This window comes from Cloacibacillus evryensis DSM 19522, from assembly GCF_000585335.1.
Lineage (GTDB): Bacteria > Synergistota > Synergistia > Synergistales > Synergistaceae > Cloacibacillus > Cloacibacillus evryensis.
In genome coordinates, this window is sequence record NZ_KK073872.1 from 2,293,064 (window position 1) to 2,313,566 (window position 20,503).

The following is a 20,503-nucleotide window of genomic DNA, read 5'->3' on the forward strand; positions in this document are numbered from 1 at the left end:
GAGATGAAGGCACACTGTTCCTCATGCTCCGAGGGCAGGCCAGTGGCGCTTAAGCACCCTGTAATATCGTCCGTCTTTTTTAATTGTGATACTGTCCGGTGCCTTTGCACGGTTTAACACCTCCGCGATGTCGTCAAGATAGTTTTCGTTTACGCCGTTTACACTGGAGATATCAGCGCCGCAGCCGTCGATGATCGCGCGCAGCGTCATCTCGGCGCGATAACGAGCGTAGCCGTCGTGCAGGATGGTGATGTACTCTGTCACCTTGTCGCCTGTCAGCTCGGCGTTTTCGTAGTCCACACAGAGCATATTAATCTGCTTGGCTTTGCTTTGGCGCACATACCACCACCAGCCGCGGACGCGCATCTCTTCCGGTTCAAGTCCCATAATGTCGTCGTCGTGGAGCCTGACGGCCTCCTTCGGAGCTGGCGGGAACACATACCCGCAGCATGGGCAGACTTTGACCGAGGCGTGAACGAGCTCCGCGCATTCGTCGCAGACCTTTACCGGCGCGTCGCCGGTGCCTGCGCCCTTGTGCTTCGGCGGCTTGACCTCAGTGATCGGGCCGTGACGCTTGACGTTGCCGGCGAAGTCGAGTACAAGGCAATCTGTTTTGTCCGGTGCAATGCGCATTCCGCGGCCAACTGTCTGAATATACAAACCGGGGCTCATTGTCGGGCGGCACATCGCTATAAGATCAATGCCGGGATAATCAAAGCCCGTAGTAAGCACCGAGACGTTGCTTATTGCCTTAACACGCCCCGCTTTAAAGTCTGTTAAGATACGATCTCGCTCTGCCGTCGGCGTAGAGCCGGTGACAACCTCGGCAATCACACCGTGAGAGCGGAGCACGCCACAAATCGCCTCGGCGTGAGCTACTCCGGTGCAGAAAAAGAGCCATGCCCTGCGGTCGCCGGCTCGGCGGATCGTCTCTTCAACGATGCGCTCGTTGTCGTCCGCGTTGTTTACGGCGGCCTGTAATTCGCTTTCGATAAACTCGCCGCCGCGCTTGCCGACGCCCTCGACGGAAATCAACGCCTCGGGCAGTTTTGAGCGAAGCGGCGCAAGAAAGCCACGCGCTACAAGCTCTTCGATCTTCACCGGCTCGATGAGCCCGTCAAAAAGCGCGCCGTGCTCTGAAATGAGGCCGTGCCCCAGGCGGTAGGGCGTTGCGGTAAGCCCGACGACGCGCATGTTTGGATTGATGGCCGTCAGCGCCGCGATAAGGGTACGGTATCCGCCTTCGGCCTTCGCTGAAATAAGATGCGCTTCATCGACGATGCAGATATCGATAAATCCCAGCATCTCGGCCTTGTCGCGCACGCTCTGTATTCCTGCTACGGTGATAGGCAGTCCAATGTCGCGGCTGCCCATTCCCGCCGAGTAGATGCCAAGCGGAGCCTCCGGCCACGCAAGCATGATTTTTTCTGCGTCCTGCTGCAGCAGCTCTTTGACATGCGAGAGGATGAGGATGCGCGACTGTGGCCACCCCAACATGATGTTTTTGCAAAGCTCGGCAATCACATGGCTTTTGCCGCTGCCCGTCGGCATAACAATGCATGGATTGCCGGGGTTATATCTCAGCCACGCAAAGAGCATCGTTATTGCTCGCTGTTGATAATCGCGTAGAGCCACTAGAAGGGCACCCTTTCATCAGTTGAACCCTGATGGTCTATTACAAAAAGTTCGTCCGTTGTGAGGGCTCCAGCGTTGAGATAGGGGTTGCCGTTGAGGTACGTCACGCCCTTTATCTCATATTTGCCACACATGCCGTTCTCGTTGCCGCCGAGCCATTTCCAAGGCACAAGATCGAAGTGCGCGACGTGCGCCTCACAACCGATGCGCTGCTCTTCAACCGATAGTTCGTAATTCTGCATGGCCGCACAGGTAAATTTCCCGTCCTTAGTTGCTGTGACATGCGCGCAGGTACGGCAGTTGACTTCCGTTGATAGGTGCGAGACGTGGCAAAAATCATGACCGGGGCAATAGCGGCACTGATACCACGTCGGGTCTGCTGACAGTGGCTCCGGGAGGCGCTCTGAGAGGGCAAGCATATGCCCGCGCGCGATCAGCGCCTCAGCCCTCTCTTTATCCAGGTAGACGCGCTCCGTGTACATCTCGTCGTTGTCCTTGCAGACGGCCACGTATAGCGCGCGGTCAATCTTTGTGCCGAGCATGTAGCCCTGCATCTGCCACCAGTGTTGTCGTTTGGCAGTAAGCACGCCTTTGGATTTAAGCTCGTTAAAGGATTTGAGCGAATGTGTTTTGAACTCGGCGATATGGCGTGTTTTTTCCGCTCCGGGGACGCCGCTTTCAATGATTCCGTCGATGGAGCCGGAAACATGACAGCCAAAGTCAACGCGGCTTTGCCCGTCCTCATCGAGACAGGTGCTATGAATGTCTATGCCTATAGCGCGAAGATCTTTCACTATTGTTTCCTCCTCCCTCTGTCCACGACGGAAAAGGCGAAGCATACGCCCGGGAAATTGTTCGATTACCGCCCAACGAAACGAGAGCCATATCCATCGATCACAAGGGCTGCCTAAAACAGAGAGCCCCAAGTGGGGGCGCGGGGGCTCTCTGTGCTGTACGTGATAGGCGTCAATCTGGCTCTGGATATCAATCTGGTTGAGCGGCTCCGGTATGGCCGCCATTATCTACCACTTAAAGTCGCCGGTAACTTGCGGCGCGGACTGTGGCGCCTGCGGCTGTGCCGGAGGCTGGGCAAAAGCCTGGCTGAATCCGCCTCCATGCGACGGCATTACAGCGTCGCCTACAGGTGCGGCGCTGGGCATTGGAGGCATACCCATAGGCGCGCTCGTCGGCATAGCGTCGCCGACCGGTTTGAAGTTTTTCACGTCATTGCTGGCCGGATATTTTTCAGTCGCCTCACGGACGGTCACACTCGCCTTGACCACCGCGCCAAGTAACTGATCTGTATCCCGTAAGGGTTCCTGTACATGACCCGCAATTACAAGCGCCTTTAGCTGCTGCTTGCCTATGTTTTCAGCAATAGCCGAGTTATTTTGAATGTTAAAATTGGCAAAAATTTTTCGTCCCTGATAAGATGGGCCTATTATGTCGAATGCAACTTTGACATACTTTCCCGACCCGTCTTTCGTGGGTGATAGTTCTGTTTTTGTCACCTGTAATATATATTCTCCGGCAGGTATGGGGGAAAAGTCCTCCGGCTTTACTTCTGCAAAATCCTGTGTAAAAGTGCTGTCTAAAAGTGCCATTCTATTTCTCCTCCTGTTTTTTGATTTCTACGGCAAAGCTGACCTTGCCGGGTGTCTTTGTGATTGCTTCAGAAAGCAATGCCTTGGCCCTGTCGCTGGTGCTTTCCCAACCCTTTTTATTTATCTCCGGCTTCCAGCGGAAGGCGGTTGACATCACCATTTCGTCTATTTCGTTCTGCGCCGCAATCTCACGCAGCCGTACTGCGTCGATCTTGACGTTCATGGAGCGTTTGACGCAGACCTTAAATTCCCCGACTTCGTTTGTCCGCGAGCCTTCCCACTGTTCGGGAACACCGATTGCCGCGGCAAGCTGCTCTTCTATCGCCACACGGGCGGTTTTTGCTGCGTCTTCTTTGGCTTTTGCCTGGTGGAGAGCTCGCACAAGCTCATATACGACGTTAGACATTTGCTTCGCCTCCAATCTTTGCCATGATGGCGCCGAGGTCGGCGGGTTCCCACATGCTCAACTGTCCGCTGCGGTCCTTTGCCGTCCAGATACCATCCGAGGCACACATAAGCATTCGTTGTACTTCCCCCTTATCGTTTTGCCCGATCCTTAGCGCGAGCACCTCGTCAAAGAAATACGGCAGCATCTGCCCAAGTTTCTGGCCGGGCATTGCTGGCGAGTGAAGCAGCTGTCCCATTTCGTTTTGCTGTCTCTCGATCTTCGCGGAGAAATATACGTGCCGCCCCGGCAGATCACGGAATGCGCGGATGAGGGCCGTCATGATGTCCTGCATTGCGCCGTATGCCTGCCGCGGGTCTTTGGCGACCGCTTTTTCCGAGCCAAGCACCACCTCTGCGATCTCAGAGATGGAATCTAAGGCAATAGACTCAAACTGATTGGATTCCTCCGATTCATAGAGCCATCTGTGAGCTTCTCGGAGTTCAGGCATATTTTTAATTTCGATAAAGGGCAGGTTTTCCTTACGAAGCGAGAGAAGCCCGCCCTCCGCTGAAAGGATAAGCGGCTTCGGCAACGTCTTTATGAGGGTCGTCTTTCCGGCTCCGGCCTGTCCGTAGACGAGGACCTTTAGTCCATTGGTGGTGATGGTGTTAGTGCTTTGAATATTTATTGCCATTTTATATTACCTCCATATTAGTTTTTGAAATTAGAGTTAATGCGTCTTCAAATCCCTGTTTGTAACAGGCTTCATTATCTGCTGGCTGAATTGAAGCAACTCGTTTCGATATATGTTCTTTTAAACTATTCATGATTTCTAGAATCATGTGTTCATCGTCAGAGGTGTACATCATATTTGCACCATCTAAGAAACAGGCGTTGTCATGAATGTTTCCGATAACTTCTAAAAGCCGCAGATCTATGAGGTGGCTTATCAAATGACCATTTACACAAGCTCCCCGATAATCGAAGCTAACTATCCCAATTTGCCCAGTTTCAATGTTTCGTACAATGTCATGTTCATATATGGGAGTGTCATAACAATCGGCTTTACCTATAAATTGTCCGACCGTCCCGGAAATTACGACTGTGTAAATGGGGAATGAGTATCCATTTTCATAAACCATATCGAACGGAGAGATGGACAAGACTAGCTTTTTGTCTTTTTTGAAGTCTAAATATACTTTACTCAGCTCACCATATATCCACCCCTTCCTTTCGCTTTTACCGCGAAAAATGATTTTTCTTGCGTCAATAACGATCGAGGTATGTCTTTCTTTGACGTAGTGATGAATAGGGATCTTTTTTTGTTCACAAACAGCTTTTGACATTTTCAGTTCCTCCTTTATAATTGGAGGCGGTAGTATCCGCTCCCGCCAATTTTTGGCTCGCGCCCTTCCGTTTGTAGCGGAAGGGTTATTTTTGTACCTCTTTAACGATCATCGCCAGTACGCCTATCAATCCAAAGATGCCAAGCCAGAACACGGCATAGGCGGCTTCAAGGTTCGGGGCGACATGGTGATAAAAGAACGCGCTCTCTGCTATCTGCTCCATCGCTTGGCCTCATATTCGGTTGCCTGATGGACTAGGCAGAACGCCAAACTCTTTACGTAGCGAGCTTTGTCTACGAGGTTGTCGGCGCGGCCGTTCTTGATGTCTTCGCGGATTTCTTTGATTTGAGCCTCCATCTTGTCAAGGCCGGTTTCAAGTTCTTTCTTGCGTTCTTCGGCTGTCATTTCTTTCTCTCCTTTCTGTTGGGGTGCTCCGAGATCCACTTGTCGAGCTCGTAGATGTCGTAGCGGGTTAGTTTTTCTTTCCCGTCAAGCTGCAGAAACTCGGGGCCGGTTCCCTTCTCCCGCCAGTCGCGAAGCGTGCGAGGCGATGCTCCTAAGTATTTTGCCGCGCTCTTTTCGCATAGGAGCCTGGGCGGACGATCCGCCGCGTCGTCAAGCTTTTCAATTGTCTCGGTTAGTGTTGCCTTGAGTTCTTCAACTATTGTTTCAACCTCAAGCTCTGTCATCTTTCTTCTCCTTCCTTGATGCGAAGTCCATGCCATTTACGGGTGGCATCGGACTTATAAGAAACAAACATTTTCATCTGGCGAAGCGCGCCGCCGACAACGTTCTTTGCTGGCGGTGTCAGGCCATTGCATAAGCACCAGTCAGTAAAGGAGTCATAGAGCTCGCGGCAGGTGCAGGTCGCTATCTCGTCCACTTCGCACCACTCGGAAATAAATTTCTGTAGGTTGCCTTGCAGATCTTCGTCCCTAAATGGGTTACACCTTGCAATCGTTGGCGGTTCGTAGAAGGGCAGTCCCGCAAGCTCGCAGAAGCGTTTCATGATCTCTCTGCGCATGGCGCTGGACATAGCGCCTCGAAAGGCTACTGCCGCGTCCAGCATCAGCCGCGCTTCTTTAATATCCTCCTCGCGCATGTTGTTCAGTATTTCTTCCATCTCTTTATCTCCAATCGCCTCAATGTGATATCCTTCTCCCTTAGAAGGGAGGTGAGTTTTGTGGATCAGAAAACCGTGTGTCCATACTGTTCGGCTATAGATTCATATCAATGCCGTAATATCGGCGTCCCGAATCAGCTTTACCCCAAAAACGAGCCGATAATCCTTGAAGAAATATTTTGTACCGTATGTAAGAAAACAATCGCTATCATAAAGAACCCTTGCGATTAATTCTCTGCGCCTCCGTTATGCCGACGGAGGCGTTCAACTTCTTTTACTCCTTCACGTAATGGCTCAATGTTCTCAATCCAGTGTTCTTTTATCTTTTCTATTGCCTCATCCGCTGAATATGCCGTAATGGGTATTCTGGCCTCGACGAAAGCACATTGAACTTTTGATAAAGAATGACTTGCAATATGGCTTTTAATTTCAATCAATGATTTGTCCTGCATTTTTCTCCTCCTCATATACTTATCCACTCGCCTGTTTTTTCTTTGCATTTCCATACTAAGCAAGGTTAGCCATCGTGAAGAATTGGGCGCGGATAACAGCAAAAAGATTGTTTCTCAAGAACTTAATCACTAGAAACTGCTTTTTTCTTAGCTGTTATAACACGTGTAATCATTTTCTCTTCAAACTCTTTGCGTTCAGCGTCGGTAGCGTCGAGCCCAGTTTGAAGGGGAATTATTTTTTTGTTCCACGCCTGTCTTAAAACATCTGCTGCTTCATCTGCTGATAGGCTGTAATCCAATTCAGCCTCTATCGCAACACAGGGTTTCTGGCATTCTCCGTCTTCGATAATGATTCTTAGTTCCATGTTCTCTCTCTCCTCTCGTTTGAAGTATGCTGATTTCAGTTTTTCTATTTCTAATTCTGAAATAAAGATGTCGCCGTTTTCTGCTTGCATGATTTTCACGATTGCACCTCTTTTGGGGTTCGCTCGCAGGGAACTGGGTCATTTAACAATTCCTCTGACTTTATTTCGAGCTTATTCAAATAAGGCAAAACTTCTAAAAAGATGTCGCCTGGTGTTAAGTTCTCAAGACAAGATGCATAAGAATCCAACGCTTGTTTTAAATTAAGAAAAATTCTTTTTAGGTAGCCTATTTCTGTTAGGAGGTTAAAACTAGCTTCTCCACTAAGACCATATCTGGTTTCCAAGGTGCGAAATTCTTTGAGGAATACCTTAGCCAACCCGTCTGCTTGTTTTGCTCCGTAGATTTTCTGCGTTTCCTCAATTTTGTTTTGTATTAACGTCGCCAACGGCTCAATTTTTGGCATGGACTCATATAACGCCTTGATGTTAGGGGTATCATTCTGAGAAAATTTTTCTTCTGCTTCTTTTTTTGCGTGCTCGACAGCGTACTCTAAATTTTTCGCGGCCTCTTCAAGAGCGCGTGCATACCTCCAAAGGTCGTTTTCTTGTTTATATGCAACAGCATCGACCACGATAGATAGCATGACGGCGCGCAGCCAAGCGACAGAGTTGGAGCTGTCTGTCTGCGGAATACCTTCAATGCAAACAGGGCCGCCATCTGGGCAACGAGTATCTCTGTCAATTCCTTCTCTTGTTATTTTTATCATTTCTTCTTTTTCCTCCTCAGTGGTGAAATGTTAGGTCTCAACTTGCATTCTTGTGTTTACGCAAGTTTTTTTGAAAAAAATATATTTCTAATCTTTTCGTCAGAAAGTGAAAGTGCATTTGCTATACTCCATATTTCAGATAAGGTGAATTGGGTTTTACCTTTTAAGCGCCTGCTCATTGTACTTGGATTTATCCCAGATTTTCTTGCTAAAGCCGCATAAGTCATATTTTGCCGACCTATTTCTGCACGAAGCTCAGGAAAATTTAATCTCATTTTTACTTCACCCCCTCTCTTTGACAAGTATATTGCTGTTCTTGCGTTATGTCAACAAAAACGCAAGAATTTTTTGTAATTTTTTTATATCTTGCATATATGCAAGGATGTTGTTACAATTATAAAACTAAAAAACAGAGAAGGTGTATACATGGAAATTAGCGAATTAATAAAAACCAGAATGGAAGAGTTGAATTTAAAACAAAAAGAAGTTGCAGAAGCTGTTGGTGTTAGCGAAGGAACTGTGTCTCGTTGGAAAAGTGGAGAAATTAATAGCCTTCGCCAAAGCCGTATTGTGTCTCTTGCAAATATACTGCAAATAGATCCTATAGACCTAGTAAGAGCCTGCCCACAAAATGCGCGCCCTAAAATTAAAGATAACGAGTCAGATGAAATTGCGCTATCTATTTCTTGCAATCCAGAATTAAAGCATCTTTTTAAACTCACAGAAAATCTTAAAAAAGAAGATCTTTTAGTTCTAATAAGTGTTGTTGAGCGATTCAAATAACTCACCACCTATGTTAAAATTGACACGTTAATTCAATAATGCAATTATAGACCTTTGTATCCTATATGTCAATATATTTTTAAAAGGTATTTATATATTTAACAATTTTTGTAAATGATTATTCACTCTTGTTTTTCAAGAGATTTATAATTGAATAAACTTTAGTAATTAATTTAATTTTAATGATTGTATGTTTATCAACAAAAAAAGAAAGGAGCAATAACGCATGAGAGAGAATATCAAATTTCGGTTAACCTATAGCTCAACATTCAGAGGTGGTGAAGAAGAGACTGTTTTTCGTTTCAACAAAGACGGATGGCTAATCGATGATCTATTCGGACATGAGGTTCAATGTCAACCCAACGGATCTCCGCAGCTTTACAGCGAAACGGGTAATTTTAAGCACGATGTTATTTCTTACCCCAGCGGGTTGCCATCTAAACTTGAAACATTGTGGGTCCAAATTTCAAACGGCAAGTTAGTTTCAGATGATGAAATACAAAAGAAATTCGACGAGTTAGGCACATGGATTTCAACCTGTGAGACAAGCCAACCTGAATGGTAGTTAAATAGGGGGCTATCATAAGCAAATCCGTCGTAACGGCTACACCTCCGCACAGTCGGAGTAAACATATATAAGGGGGTTTTTTCTATGAAGAAATTTGCTCTAAGTGTTTTGCTGTTGCTGGTGGTTTCGTCGTGTGCTTTCGCGGCGAATTGGACCGTGGGCGGGACGTGGAATTACACGCTCGAGGGGACAGGAACATTCAACAACGCTCCTGCGACGATGCAGGAGACCGGAACGGTGGTAATGAGCAGCGCCATGTCCGGTGAGACGGAGATGCTCAGCGGTTATGCTATCGCCTATAATGGCACTATTTCAATCCCTTCACAAAATTACAGCTATGATTACAGCAATTCTTTCAGCGAATCATTTTCACCTTTAGCCTATACCCCTGGAGATACATTCACGCTGTCATATACTGGATGGCTTGACGGAGTAACAACACAAATGACCTTGAAACTTAAACAAACGGGAGAGAACACCATTACCGGCACGGCAACACAGTATATTCCGCAAACCGGTGAAACGAACTATGCAAATATCTCGGCCCATCGCAACACCAGCGATGATGGCGGCAGCGGCGGCGGCTGTAACGCCGGTATGTCATCGATAATACTTCTGCTCGGCGCGATCCCCCTCCTATACTTCCGCAAGAAGTAAAAAACAAAAAAAAGAGTTCCCGCGTCTGTGCCCTTAATAAGAGCTGCGACGCGGGAACTTTTTGTTGGGAGTAAGGCAAGGTTAAAATCGAGGTTAAAATAGAAAACCCGACCATGAGAACAAAGGGATTCTTGATGCCAAGCGCATTCTCCCATTCGAGGATTTGCCTATAACACCTCACAGGCTGGCTTTTCTAGGTTATATCATGTGGTAGCTGCTATGCTTAGATTTATTTCAAATACAAGGATTGGTTAAATAGAGGTTAAAGCAATAAAAAAACGGCTCAACTCAAATGAGCTGAACCGTTGAAATTACTGGTCGGGATGAGAGGATTCGAACCTCCGACCACCTGCACCCCATGCAGGTACGCTAGCCAGGCTGCGCTACATCCCGTACAACGGGAGATATAATACAGCGTTATCCAGCTTTGGTCAAGGGGCAAAATAAAATTCCCTAAGCGTTCAGCAAAGGGAATTTATATCTTAAGCTGATATAATCAGATTAAAAAGATAAACTTACTTCTTCTCGTTTACAGCCTCTTTAAGAGCTTTGCCTGCGCGGAAAACGGGAACGTTCTTTGCCGGGATCTCGATGACCTTCTTGGGATCCTGAGGATTACGTCCCTGACGTGCCGCTCTCTTCTGGACCTCAAATGTACCGAATCCTACGATCTGTACCTTTTCTTCCTTCTGAAGCGCCGTGTAAATATCGTTGAAGATCGCTTCTACCACTTCGGCAGCCTTCTTCTTCGTAATACCCTCTACTTCTTTGGCCACTGTGTTGATGAGGTCTGTCTTTGTCACTTCTGTGCCACCTCCAGTCAAGATTGACACTGCTTTTAACGCAGTATGTATGAATTTATACCGATAAAATAGCTCCCCGTCAAGTACCTAAAGCCTAAATATTACGTCTGGAACGTATTTTTAAGTACTACGCCTTATTTCTCATGAATATTTTTATCGGGACTCCGGAAAAATCCGCCATTTCACGCAGCAGGTTCTCAAGATGGCGCTTAAAAGATTTTGAGCAGAGCTCCGAATCGTTCACGAAAAATATGAAGGCCGGAGGCGCGCCGTCCGCCTGCGTGCAGTAGTAGATTTTGAGGCTGTGTCCCTTTCCGTCTCCCGGCATCCTTTCGAATACGAGCACCTCTTTTACGAGTTTGTTGAGCTCTGAGGTGGATATCCTGCGGCGCCGGTTTTCCTCGACTCTGAGGATCAGCTCCGGCAGTTTGCCGAGGCTGCGGCCCGAGAGCGCCGAGATGAAGACGCGCGGCGCGTGGGCGGCGAATGGCACCTCTTCGATCAGCTTTTTCGTCATCACGTCGCCGACCTTTTCCTCCCGCGGCGCGAGGTCCCATTTGTTGACTACGAGGATGAGCCCCTTGCCTCTTTCAAGGACCTGTCCGATAAGCCGTTTGTCCTGTTCCGTCACCGGGTCCTGCGCGTCAAGCAGCACGAGCGCCACATGACAGCGGTCGATCGCCTGATAGGTACGCACGTTCGAATAGTATTCAAGGTCCGTGTTCACACGGCTCTTGCGTCTCAGCCCCGCGGTGTCGAGAAAGCGGAATTTCCGTCCGTTGATCTCCACTACGGAATCGACGACGTCGCGCGTCGTTCCCGCGATGTCGCTGACCATCGAACGCTCCTCCCCCGCAAAGGCATTCAGCAGGCTGGATTTGCCGACATTGGGACGCCCGACGAGGGTGACTCGTATCTCGTCGTCATCGGTGTCAAATTCCTCAGATTCAAGTTTCGAGACGACAAAATCAAGCATCTCGTCAAAGCCTACATTATGCTCCGCGCTGGAGGCTACTACCTCGTCGAAACCGAGGCCATAGGCCTCGCCCAGCATCGCGTCCTCCTGTTTCTCGTTGTCGAGCTTGTTCATCACGACAACGACGGGCTTGCCGCTCCGGCGCAGTTTGTGCGCGATCTCCTCGTCGGTCGGCGTGACGCCCGCGCGTCCGTCTACGACGAATATGATCGCGCTGCTTTCGTCCAGCGCGAGATCCACCTGCTTCTCGATGAGGTTCATGAAGGGGTGTTCCGTCTCGGACATAATGCCGCCGGTATCGACGATATAGAACTTTTTTCCGCTCCATTCGGTCTCGCCGTAAAGCCTGTCTCTCGTAACGCCGGGTTGGTCGTCGACTATCGCCGCGCGTTTACCAAGTATCCTGTTGAATATTGAAGACTTGCCGACATTCGGTCTGCCGACGATCGCAACAATTGCCATGTTTTTCGTCCTTTTTAGTTAGTTTTTGAAGCTGTGTATCGGCGCCGGTATCCTTCCGCCACGGTTGATGAATGCCGAGCAGTCAAACTTGTTCACCTGCATTATCGGGGCGTAACCAAGCAGACCTCCGAAGGTCACCGTTTCGCCGGCGGATTTTCCGTATACCGGTATCACACGCACCGCCGTGGTCTTATTATTTATCATGCCGATCGCCATTTCATCGGCAATGATGCCGGATATCGTCTCAGGTGAAGTATCGCCGGGTATGGCGATCATGTCAAGCCCCACGGAGCAAACGCAGGTCATCGCCTCCAGCTTGTCGAGCGTCAGCGCGCCCGCCTCGACGGATTCGATCATGCCGTGGTCCTCGCTGACCGGTATAAAGGCCCCGCTGAGGCCGCCAACGTAGGATGAAGCCATCACGCCGCCCTTTTTCACATTGTCGTTAAGTATCGCGAGAGCGGCCGTAGTCCCGGGAGCTCCCGCGTATTCGAGCCCCATCTCCTGGAATATCTCGGCGACGCTGTCGCCGATGGCCGGCGTCGGCGCAAGCGAAAGGTCTATGATGCCGAAGGGGACGCCGAGCCGTTCTGATGCTTCGCGCGCCACAAGCTGGCCGACGCGCGTTATTTTAAAGGCTGTTTTTTTCACGGTCTCGCATAGTGTCTCAAAGTCCGCGCCGCGCACCTCTTCAAGAGCGCGCTTCACGACTCCCGGGCCGCTTACGCCGACATTGATCGCGCAGTCTCGCTCTCCCACGCCGTGAAACGCTCCGGCCATGAAGGGGTTGTCCTCGACGGCGTTGCAAAAGACGACAAACTTCGCACAGCCGAGAGAATCGGCCTCGCGTGAAAGGTAGGCGGTCTCTTTTATGACCTGCCCCATCTGCTTCACGGCATCCATATTGATGCCGGAACGGCTGGTGCCAAGATTTATCGAGGAGCAGACGCGTTCCGTGACGGCGAGCGCCTCCGGCACCGAATTTATGAGCCTTTGGTCGGCGGCCGCGGTGCCTTTCTGCACCATCGCGGAGAATCCTCCGATGAAGTTGACGCCGACCTCTTTCGCGGCGCGGTCCAGAGTGCGCGCGATCTCAACGTAGCTGTCAGTCTCGCAGGCGGAGGCGGCGATCGCCACCGGTGTGACCGAGATCCGCTTGTTGACGACGGGGACGCCGAACTCCATCGCGATCTCATCGCCGGTCTTCACGAGGCGCTCGGCGGAGCGGGTGATTTTGTCATATATTTTCGTACAGAATTTTTCCGGGCTGGGGTCTGCGCAGTCGAGGATGTTGATGCCCATGGTGATGGTACGGACGTCAAGGTTCTCGTCCTGTATCATCTCGTTTGTCTTGCGCGCTTCGGATTTGCTTATCATCTTCGGTTATATCCTGTGCATGCTCTCAAATATCTCTTCGCGCTGGAACTTTATCATCAGCCCTATCTCTTCGCCAAGCTCCTTCAGGCCGCCGGCAAGTTCGCCGGGAGTACAGGCGCAGGCGGTGATGTCGATGATCATGAGCATGTCGAAGTATCCCTTGACTATCGTCTGCGATATTTCAAGCACATTGGCGTTCTTATCCGCGAGGTATGTGCAAACCTTTGCAATTATCCCCACCTGGTCTTTTCCCAATACCGTTACGATCGCTTTCATTCTGTCTCATACCTCCAGATCATTTCTATAAGTTTAGTCAAGGTATAATAATACCGTAGGAAAACCGTTTCTGGTACCCCTGATGTCAAAAAAAGGCTTTAATATATTTTTTAATTGCCCGAATCGTTTGGTACGTACCCATATTTCTTCATTGTTTTCTTCAGAAAGCCAGTATTCCATCTCCGCCCCCTCAAGCTGAGAAACGATCTTCTCCGCCATGCCGGCGGGCGTCGATATCTTTATCATCGGCATAAAGGGCGGCAGCTCCCATTCGCGGCGCTCTTTCAGTTCGCGCTGCCAGAATACGCGCCAGCCGCGCCGCAGTGCGTCCTGCCACTCCCGCCCCGGCCTGCGGCTTTGGACGACGATCTTTCTCTCCTGCGACCCTCCGCCCCGCCACATCGATTCCCACAGCATCGCGTAGGCGCGCGCCTTCGCGTCATATTCCTGCGAACGCGCCTCGGCGTCGGCGTCTATCCAGCCGACGACCGCCGGCGACAGTTCGTCACAGAGCGAGAGTATGCGGCGGGTGCCGATGACGAGAGCGCCGTCAGGATATTTTTCCGCCAGCGCTTCCGGCTTCGGCATCTTGTCTTCCATGTTCTGGATAAGAAGGACGTTTTTGTAGCGGTGCTTCAGAGCGCCCTCCACCCTTTCATAAAGCGCCTCGAGCCCTGGGCGCACGCCGGTAAGCAGGAGGCCGCCGCAGTTTGGGCACCTTTCCGGTATCGGCTCGCGCTGTCCGCAGGCGGTACAGCGGAGCGAACGGCGGCTCTCCTCCCAGCGCATCGAGGAGCCGCAGCGTTTACAGCGCAAAGTCTTGCCGCACTCTTCACAGAGGAGCTCCCCCGCGTAGCCTTTTCGGTCAAGCAGCCACAGGGCCCACTTTCCCGCGCGCCTCGCCGCGGCGGTCTCTCTGATAAGCGGCTCGCTTATCGGCAGGGTATCTTTCAACGCCTCGAATTCGGATGCGAGCGCATCTTTAAGGCTGACGAATACTACCCGCCCGTCGTTTTTCTCTTCGCCGCACATGGGTTCGGCGCGCAGGAACCCCTTCGAGGAGGGCATCGTACCGCCAAGGACGAAGCGTGCCCCCGCGAAGGTCGCGCGCATACCGAGCAGGCTTCTGAGGTGAAGGAGCGGGTGGCTCTGCGTGCGCCAGCCGCCCTGGTTTTCTTCGTCCATCGCTATCGCGGAGAGTCCCGCAAGCGGCACGAAGGCGGCCCCCGGAGAGCCTACGATAAAACGGAGCTCCCCCAGCCGCGCGCTCTTCCACATCTTCCATTGCGCGGGCGCCGAAACGGGCCAAAGCCCTCCCTCTTCCCGCAGCCCCTTCGGCAGCGAGTCCCAGAAGGACCTCGCGAGCTTGACCTCGGGGAAGAGCATGAGAGACGCGCCCTCTCCCGCGATTATTTCCCGGTAATATTCATAGCGGCGAAAGAGATCGGCGCAGTAAATGTCGTCGGCGGAAAATTTTGCTTCCGTCCTCTCCGCCTTTGGCAAGGCGGGAAGCCTCTCATCCGTGAAAAATTTTGTTGGAAGGATGGTCTTCATCGCGAGTCCGGCGCCGATGAACCATGTTTCGCCAAACCACTTTATGAGCCGCCACAGCTCCGCCGGAAGTACGGGGACGTCGTCGATCACGCCAGCTACGGGTTTCAGTCTTTTGGGGTCGATCCCCTCTTCCGCGTCGCCGGCGAGCGTCATCGCGACGCGCCGGTCCCGACCGAGAGGAACGGAGATACGAAGCCCCTCGGGCAGCGCCTCGTCATGGCTATAGGTGAGGGGCGTCCACCAGGGGGCCGGGATCGCGGCCTGCACAAGGGCCATTACAGTTTTGCGGTACGCGCGGCGACTGCGTCAAGCAGACGGTCGGCCGCCTCCTCCTTTGTGCCGGAGAAGCGCGCCGGCTCAGCGCCGCGTTCCAGTATCGTTATCACATTAGTGTCCACGGCGAAGCCCGCTCCCTGCGCGAGCACGTCGTTTGAGACGATAATGTCGAGATTTTTCTCGGCCATCTTCTTCTGCGCGTTCTGAAGCACGTTCTGCGTCTCCGCGGCAAAGCCGACAAGTATCTGTCCGGGCCGTTTCTTTTGGCCGAGGGCGGCGGCTATATCCCGATTCTGCGTAAGCTCAAGGGTGAGCCCCTGGGCCCCGCCGCGTTTTATCTTCTGGCCGGCGCGGCTCGCGGCCCTGTAGTCGCCGACGGCGGCGGCCTTCACGATGACGTCGGCTTCATCCGAGACCTCCATACAGGCCTCATACATGTCGTCCGCGCTGACGGTCTCCACGACCTTTATGCCGGCGGGCCTCGTAAGAGAGGTCGGGCCGGTTATCAGGGTGACTTCCGCGCCGCGCTGCCAGGCGGCGCGCGCGATCGCGTAGCCCATCTTGCCGCTGCTGGGGTTGCTTATGTAGCGCACAGGGTCGATGTACTCGTGCGTCGGTCCGGCCGTCACCGCCAGGCGGAGGCCGGAAAGGTCCTTCTGGGCGCAGAGCATCATCTTCACATAATCGTTTATCGCTTCGCCCGCGGGAAGGCGTCCTTTGCCCTCGTAGCCGCAGGCCAGCATTCCGCTGTCCGGGTCGACGACGACTGCCCCGCGCTCCGTCAGGGTCCGCATGTGGCCCCGCGTCGCCTCATTGGCAAGCATCTTGCAGTTCATCGCGGGAAAGAGCAGCAGCGGTTTATCATTGGCCAGCAGCGACGCGCCGAGCAGCGTCGAGCTGTCGCCCTCCGCCGCCATCCGCAGCACGCTGCCCGTGCAGGGCGCGATCACGAAGAGATCCGCCCAGTCTGTGAGCGATATATGGGGAATCCGCCACCCATGCTCGGGCGACATGAAGTCGCGCTCGCGCCACACGCGGCGCTTGCTGAGCGTAGAAAGCACCATCGGACTTACAAAGGCCTCCGCCGACTCCGTAAGGATCGTCTCCACCTCACAGCCCATCTTCACCCAGCCATGCAGCAGGTCGGGCGCCTTGTAGGCGGCGATGCCGCCGCTTATTCCGAAAAGTATCTTTTTATGCCGCAGGCACATCTTCTGTCTTCGGGAGAGGATCGATTATCTTGTAGGAGATCCTGCCCTCCGTCACATCGCTGACGGCCTTCGAGATATACTTCTCATCGCCGCCGAGGTCCTTGCGTTCGCTGAGCTGGCGCGCGCGCGCCGAGATGACGAGGGTGAGGATATACTTATTGGGGATATCCCTTTCGCGGTAAATTTTCTCAAGATCCATGTAAATCATTTGATTTCCTCCCTATGCTTTTTCACAATTTTTATAAATTCGGACACTGCGTCTTCCACAATGTCGTTCACTATCACATAGTCATATTCCCCTGCGTGCGAGAGCTCCTCTTTCGCGTTCTTCATGCGCAGCTCCTGTTCCTCGCAGCCTTCGCTGCCGCGTTTTTTAAGACGGCGCGCGAGCTCGCCGAAAGAGGGCGGCTTAACGAATACCGTCACCGCCTCCGGCATCTTTTCTTTTACGATGGCGGCTCCCTGGACGTCTATCTCAAGCACGATGTCCCTGCCCGTTGAGAGGGCCTCTTCGACGATGTCCCTGCGGGTGCCGTACAGGTGTCCGTGGACGTTCGCATATTCCAGAAAATCACCCGCCGCTATCCGGCGGCGGAACTCTTCTTCCGAGAGGAAATAGTAGGTCTCCCCCTCGACGTCGAGCCCCGGGCGGGGCTCTCTCGTCGTGCACGAGACGGAGTAGCCTATGCCGGGGAGCTTTTTCAGCGCCCGCTGCAGCACAGTCCCCTTCCCTACGCCGGCCGGTCCTGAAAAAATATAAAGAGTCCCTCTCATGACCGCTCCCCTTCGCCCTCAAACCGCGCCGTGATCGTCTCCGGCTGTATCGCCGAGAGGATCACGTGTTTGCTGTCCATTATCAGTATCGCCCGCGTCTTGCGTCCCTGCGTCACATCGACAAGCAGCCCCGCTTCGCGCGCCTCGTCCTTAAGGCGGCGGATAGGAGCCGAATCGGGGCTGATTATAGAGACCACACGCTCCGCGACGACCATATTGCCGAATCCTACATGTACAAGTTTGTAAGACATATTATTCAAGATTCTGTATCTGCTCGCGGATGCGCTCAAGGCAGGCTTTGGCGTCCACCGCCAGCCAGCGGATCTCCGCGTCCGCCACCTTTGAATCGAGAGTGTTTACCTCGCGGTTCATCTCCTGGATGATAAAGTCAAGTTTGCGTCCCGTACTGTCGCCGTCCTCGCCGGCGGCGCGGAATTTCGCGGTATGGCTTTTGAGACGCGCAAGCTCCTCGGATACATCCCACTTGTCGGTCAGCAGGACGATCTCCTGCATATAGCGCGCCTCTTCGAGCCTCTCCCCCATCTTTTCAAGCGCCTCGGAAACGCGCGCGCGCATGGCGGCAAAGGCGGCGTCGCGCGTCGGCAGCCAGCGTTCCTCTATCTGCGCCGCCAGCCGTTCAAGTTCCGCCAAATGGACGAGCACCTCATCGCGCAGGTGGGCGCCCTCGGTCTCGCGCATCCTCTGCCACGAGGCCGCAGCGTTCGTCAGGAGTTCTTCAAAGACGGCCTCGACAGTCTGCGACTCTTCTTCGTCGTCAAAGCGCGGAAGGTCCAGCACTCCGGGAAAAGAGGCGACCTGTTCTATATCCAGGTTGAGCGGCAGCGCGAGGCTGCGGCGCAGCTCGAGCAATTCATTGCAGTAAGAGAGCAGCACCTCGCGGTTCACGCGCCCCGTCTTAAAGGCCTGCGCCCAGAGCACCTCCATCCGCAGCTGCACCTTCCCGCGGCGGAAAAGTTTTCTAAGTTTCTGATGGAACCACGGCTCCCAACTCGCGAACTCGCGCGGCAGGCGCACCGATATCTCCTGATAGCGGTGGTTCACGCTCGATATCTCCATGCTGAGCGTTCCCCATGCTGTCTGCACCTGGGAGCGGCTGAAGCCGGTCATGCTTACGTACATGCAAATCACCCTTTAAAAAAGTCTTGCGCGGTATCGCGCGCAGGCCGACGCCCGCGCCGGATAGGTGAAAAATGCCGGCCGTCGCCTCAGGGTTCGGGCTGCGGACGCGTCTATCCCTTTATAATATATCTTTTATGCCGGTTAAGGCAACTTCACTTTCAAAAATTTTTTTTATCTCTCCGAGCAGCTCGTCAAAACCGCGTCCGTCGAGCGCGCAGGTACAGACGACACGCTCGCCGCGCGCGCGCAGCTCCACGGCGATAAAATCCGCCGCCTCGCCGCTTTTGTCTATTTTATTGAGCACGACTATACGGGGAAGGTGGTCGGCCTTAAGGTCGTTCAGCGTATCGAGAACGATCCCCAGCGTCTCGATCGGTTCTTTGTCGGCGGAGTCGAGCACCAACAGCAGCAGATCGGCGTTCGCCGCCTCCTCAAGCGTCGCGCGGAAGGCGGCCACCAGCGCGGGCGGAAGCTTGCGTATGAAGCCGACCGTGTCGGAGAGCAGAAAATGCCCCTCGCCGCCGCGATAGCCGATCTTCCGCACCACCGTGTCGAGCGTGGAAAATAACTGGTCTTTGGAGACGATCCCCGCGTCTTTGGAGAGCGCCTGCAAAAGGGTGGATTTTCCGCTGTTCGTGTAACCGACAAGGGCCGCTACCGGCACGCCGTCGCGGCGGCGGCGGTCACGCCGCTCCTCCCTGCGCTTGCGTACGTCGTCAAGCCTCTGCTCGATGCTCTTCATGCGCCGGTCGAGCTTCCGGCGATGGCGCTCAAACTCGGTCTCGCCGGGGCCGCGCGTCCCGATGCCGCCGCCGGTGCGGGACATCTGATGTCCCAACCCCTTGAGGCTCGGGATCTCATACCGGTACTGCGCAAGCTCCACCTGCAATTTAGCCTCGGCGGTATGGGCGCGGCTCTCGAATATCTTCATTATCACAAAGGCGCGGTCCCACACCTGCAGGCCGGTGACCTTCTGCAGATTGCTCTTCTGTGTCGGCGAGAGGAAATCGTCCACGACGAGGTGCGTCACTTCGTTGGGAAGCGCGTACTCCTTTATCTCGAGAGCCTTGCCGGCGCCGATGAAGTGGGCCGGATCGGGGATCTTCCTTTTCTGCACGACGCGGGCGGCAACAGGCACGCCGATATTTTCGAGCAGCATCACCAGTTCGTCGAGAGACTGCTCGGTATCGTCGGCGCTGCCGCAGTCGACGGCGGCGATGACCGCCTTCGGCGGCTTCAGCGAAAGGTCGATCGAAGTCCGTTTCTGTCTGCTCAACGAATATCCTGCCCCATAAACCGCAGCGCCAGCGAAGATATCGCCTCCGTCACCTGCGCCGCGTCCATATCCGAACTGTCAAGGACTATACAGCCCGGCGCCGGCCGCAGCGGCGCTATTTCCCGCGTCATGTCATAATTGTCGCGTTCGGCGACCTGCCTCAATATCTCGTCATAATCCGCGGCCTCGCCCCTCTCCAGGCGCTCCTTGTACCGGCGGCGGGCGCGTTCCTCGGCGGAGGCGGTGAGGAATATTTTCAGCTCCGCGTCGGGAAAGACCACCGTCCCCATATCGCGGCCGTCGGCGACAAGGCCGTTCTTCGCCTGCGCGCGCTGCAGCTCGATGAGCGCGTCGCGAACCTCCGCGCGCGCGGCGTAGGCCGAAACGATCCCGTCGATCTCCGGCGTGCGTATCGCGGCCGTGACATCCGTACCGTCGGCCGTGATGCCTCCCGGGGAAAACTCAAGGCGGAAGGAGGCCAGCGCCTTTGATATGCCGCCGCCGTCCTCCGGCGGGATACCCTCTTTGCTGAGCTTCCAGGCTATCGCCCGATAAAGCGCGCCCGTATCGAGATAGGGCAGGCCGATCCGCTCCGCCGCCGCGCGCGCCACCGTACTCTTCCCCGCCCCCGCGGGGCCGTCTATTGCAACAACGATCTTTTTTTCTTCCATGATTCCCTCTTAATCCAAG

General features: G+C 53.4%; 29 protein-coding genes and 1 tRNA gene. 3 read left to right on the forward strand and 27 right to left on the reverse strand.

The window, feature by feature from the left end:
• Positions 1-21: 21 nt before the first annotated feature.
• The 14 genes from CLOEV_RS10180 to CLOEV_RS16535 all read right to left on the reverse strand — a co-directional run bounded on the left by CLOEV_RS10180 (position 22) and on the right by CLOEV_RS16535 (position 7,955).
• A complete protein-coding gene (locus tag CLOEV_RS10180; protein WP_034443533.1) occupies positions 22-1,635 on the reverse strand; it encodes a DEAD/DEAH box helicase in 1,614 nt (537 codons plus the stop codon).
• Positions 1,635-2,654, reverse strand: a complete 1,020-nt coding sequence (locus tag CLOEV_RS10185; protein WP_156938402.1) for a PD-(D/E)XK nuclease family protein — start codon at positions 2,652-2,654, stop codon at positions 1,635-1,637. Before CLOEV_RS10185 ends, CLOEV_RS10180 begins: the two co-directional genes overlap by 1 nt.
• 3 nt (positions 2,655-2,657) lie before the next feature.
• Positions 2,658-3,239, reverse strand: a complete 582-nt coding sequence (locus CLOEV_RS10190) for a DUF669 domain-containing protein (protein ID WP_051485027.1) — start codon at positions 3,237-3,239, stop codon at positions 2,658-2,660.
• A 1-nt stretch (position 3,240) separates the two neighbouring features.
• The gene (locus CLOEV_RS10195; RefSeq protein ID WP_051485028.1) at positions 3,241-3,645 is read right to left on the reverse strand and encodes a DUF7173 family protein; all 405 of its coding nucleotides are present in this window, start codon (positions 3,643-3,645) and stop codon (positions 3,241-3,243) included.
• The gene (locus tag CLOEV_RS10200; protein ID WP_034443535.1) at positions 3,638-4,321 is read right to left on the reverse strand and encodes an ATP-binding protein; all 684 of its coding nucleotides are present in this window, start codon (positions 4,319-4,321) and stop codon (positions 3,638-3,640) included. The genes CLOEV_RS10195 and CLOEV_RS10200 overlap by 8 nt, the downstream gene beginning before the upstream one ends.
• 1 nt (position 4,322) lies before the next feature.
• On the reverse strand, positions 4,323-4,973 hold the full coding sequence (locus tag CLOEV_RS16090) for a YopX family protein (RefSeq protein ID WP_051485029.1): 651 nt from the start codon (positions 4,971-4,973) through the stop codon (positions 4,323-4,325).
• An 85-nt stretch (positions 4,974-5,058) separates the two neighbouring features.
• Positions 5,059-5,196 (reverse strand): hypothetical protein, encoded by a 138-nt coding sequence (locus CLOEV_RS16870; RefSeq protein WP_156938403.1) that lies wholly within the window; start codon positions 5,194-5,196, stop codon positions 5,059-5,061.
• Positions 5,184-5,378 carry a hypothetical protein gene (locus CLOEV_RS10210; RefSeq protein ID WP_034443536.1) on the reverse strand — a complete coding sequence of 65 codons (195 nt, stop codon included), beginning with the start codon at positions 5,376-5,378 and terminating at the stop codon, positions 5,184-5,186. The genes CLOEV_RS16870 and CLOEV_RS10210 overlap by 13 nt, the downstream gene beginning before the upstream one ends.
• Positions 5,375-5,662, reverse strand: a complete 288-nt coding sequence (locus CLOEV_RS10215; RefSeq protein WP_218915521.1) for a helix-turn-helix transcriptional regulator — start codon at positions 5,660-5,662, stop codon at positions 5,375-5,377. Before CLOEV_RS10215 ends, CLOEV_RS10210 begins: the two co-directional genes overlap by 4 nt.
• Entirely contained in the window at positions 5,659-6,096 is a 438-nt protein-coding gene (locus tag CLOEV_RS10220; protein WP_034443538.1) for a hypothetical protein, read from the reverse strand. Before CLOEV_RS10220 ends, CLOEV_RS10215 begins: the two co-directional genes overlap by 4 nt.
• A gap of 227 nt (positions 6,097-6,323) precedes the next feature.
• The gene (locus CLOEV_RS10225) at positions 6,324-6,548 is read right to left on the reverse strand and encodes a hypothetical protein (RefSeq protein ID WP_034443540.1); all 225 of its coding nucleotides are present in this window, start codon (positions 6,546-6,548) and stop codon (positions 6,324-6,326) included.
• Between the two features lie 122 nt (positions 6,549-6,670).
• Positions 6,671-7,012 (reverse strand): hypothetical protein, encoded by a 342-nt coding sequence (locus CLOEV_RS10230; protein ID WP_034443542.1) that lies wholly within the window; start codon positions 7,010-7,012, stop codon positions 6,671-6,673.
• Positions 7,009-7,680 carry a hypothetical protein gene (locus CLOEV_RS10235; protein WP_034443544.1) on the reverse strand — a complete coding sequence of 224 codons (672 nt, stop codon included), beginning with the start codon at positions 7,678-7,680 and terminating at the stop codon, positions 7,009-7,011. The genes CLOEV_RS10230 and CLOEV_RS10235 overlap by 4 nt, the downstream gene beginning before the upstream one ends.
• Positions 7,681-7,736: 56 nt before the next feature.
• Complete coding sequence (locus CLOEV_RS16535) at positions 7,737-7,955, reverse strand: helix-turn-helix domain-containing protein (RefSeq protein WP_084482318.1); 219 nt, start codon at positions 7,953-7,955, stop codon at positions 7,737-7,739.
• A 151-nt stretch (positions 7,956-8,106) separates the two neighbouring features.
• Here CLOEV_RS16535 and CLOEV_RS10240 point away from each other — a divergent pair, with 151 nt between their 5' ends.
• The 3 genes from CLOEV_RS10240 to CLOEV_RS10250 all read left to right on the forward strand — a co-directional run bounded on the left by CLOEV_RS10240 (position 8,107) and on the right by CLOEV_RS10250 (position 9,688).
• Positions 8,107-8,463, forward strand: coding sequence for a helix-turn-helix domain-containing protein (locus CLOEV_RS10240; protein ID WP_034443546.1), 357 nt, complete (start codon positions 8,107-8,109; stop codon positions 8,461-8,463).
• Positions 8,464-8,689: 226 nt separating this feature from the next.
• Positions 8,690-9,028 carry a hypothetical protein gene (locus tag CLOEV_RS10245; RefSeq protein WP_034443548.1) on the forward strand — a complete coding sequence of 113 codons (339 nt, stop codon included), beginning with the start codon at positions 8,690-8,692 and terminating at the stop codon, positions 9,026-9,028.
• A gap of 87 nt (positions 9,029-9,115) precedes the next feature.
• Positions 9,116-9,688: a Synerg-CTERM sorting domain-containing protein gene (locus CLOEV_RS10250; RefSeq protein WP_034443551.1), complete on the forward strand. Its 573-nt coding sequence runs from the start codon at positions 9,116-9,118 to the stop codon at positions 9,686-9,688.
• Between the two features lie 315 nt (positions 9,689-10,003).
• Here CLOEV_RS10250 and CLOEV_RS10255 read toward each other — a convergent pair.
• The 13 genes from CLOEV_RS10255 to cmk form a co-directional block, all read right to left on the reverse strand.
• A tRNA-Pro gene (locus CLOEV_RS10255) sits at positions 10,004-10,081 on the reverse strand.
• A 122-nt stretch (positions 10,082-10,203) separates the two neighbouring features.
• Positions 10,204-10,491: an HU family DNA-binding protein gene (locus tag CLOEV_RS10260; protein WP_008712618.1), complete on the reverse strand. Its 288-nt coding sequence runs from the start codon at positions 10,489-10,491 to the stop codon at positions 10,204-10,206.
• 127 nt (positions 10,492-10,618) lie between these two features.
• Positions 10,619-11,929, reverse strand: coding sequence for a ribosome biogenesis GTPase Der (der, locus tag CLOEV_RS10265; protein WP_034443552.1), 1,311 nt, complete (start codon positions 11,927-11,929; stop codon positions 10,619-10,621).
• Positions 11,930-11,947: 18 nt separating this feature from the next.
• Positions 11,948-13,306 carry a PFL family protein gene (locus tag CLOEV_RS10270; RefSeq protein ID WP_008712620.1) on the reverse strand — a complete coding sequence of 453 codons (1,359 nt, stop codon included), beginning with the start codon at positions 13,304-13,306 and terminating at the stop codon, positions 11,948-11,950.
• Between the two features lie 6 nt (positions 13,307-13,312).
• On the reverse strand, positions 13,313-13,582 hold the full coding sequence (locus tag CLOEV_RS10275; protein WP_008712621.1) for an ACT domain-containing protein: 270 nt from the start codon (positions 13,580-13,582) through the stop codon (positions 13,313-13,315).
• 33 nt (positions 13,583-13,615) lie between these two features.
• A complete protein-coding gene (locus CLOEV_RS10280; RefSeq protein WP_034443554.1) occupies positions 13,616-15,412 on the reverse strand; it encodes a primosomal protein N' family DNA-binding protein in 1,797 nt (598 codons plus the stop codon).
• Positions 15,412-16,623 carry a bifunctional phosphopantothenoylcysteine decarboxylase/phosphopantothenate--cysteine ligase CoaBC gene (gene coaBC, locus CLOEV_RS10285; RefSeq protein ID WP_008712623.1) on the reverse strand — a complete coding sequence of 404 codons (1,212 nt, stop codon included), beginning with the start codon at positions 16,621-16,623 and terminating at the stop codon, positions 15,412-15,414. The genes CLOEV_RS10280 and coaBC overlap by 1 nt, the downstream gene beginning before the upstream one ends.
• Positions 16,607-16,831, reverse strand: a complete 225-nt coding sequence (locus tag CLOEV_RS10290) for a DNA-directed RNA polymerase subunit omega (RefSeq protein ID WP_008712625.1) — start codon at positions 16,829-16,831, stop codon at positions 16,607-16,609. Before CLOEV_RS10290 ends, coaBC begins: the two co-directional genes overlap by 17 nt.
• Entirely contained in the window at positions 16,828-17,397 is a 570-nt protein-coding gene (gene gmk, locus CLOEV_RS10295) for a guanylate kinase (protein ID WP_008712627.1), read from the reverse strand. The genes CLOEV_RS10290 and gmk overlap by 4 nt, the downstream gene beginning before the upstream one ends.
• A complete protein-coding gene (locus tag CLOEV_RS10300; protein WP_034443555.1) occupies positions 17,394-17,648 on the reverse strand; it encodes a DUF370 domain-containing protein in 255 nt (84 codons plus the stop codon). The genes gmk and CLOEV_RS10300 overlap by 4 nt, the downstream gene beginning before the upstream one ends.
• Before the next feature lies 1 nt (position 17,649).
• Positions 17,650-18,537: a YicC/YloC family endoribonuclease gene (locus tag CLOEV_RS10305; protein ID WP_008712631.1), complete on the reverse strand. Its 888-nt coding sequence runs from the start codon at positions 18,535-18,537 to the stop codon at positions 17,650-17,652.
• 118 nt (positions 18,538-18,655) lie between these two features.
• A complete protein-coding gene (gene hflX, locus CLOEV_RS10310; RefSeq protein WP_051485030.1) occupies positions 18,656-19,813 on the reverse strand; it encodes a GTPase HflX in 1,158 nt (385 codons plus the stop codon).
• Complete coding sequence (gene cmk, locus CLOEV_RS10315) at positions 19,810-20,484, reverse strand: (d)CMP kinase (protein WP_034443557.1); 675 nt, start codon at positions 20,482-20,484, stop codon at positions 19,810-19,812. Before cmk ends, hflX begins: the two co-directional genes overlap by 4 nt.
• Between the last annotated feature and the right edge of the window lie 19 nt (positions 20,485-20,503).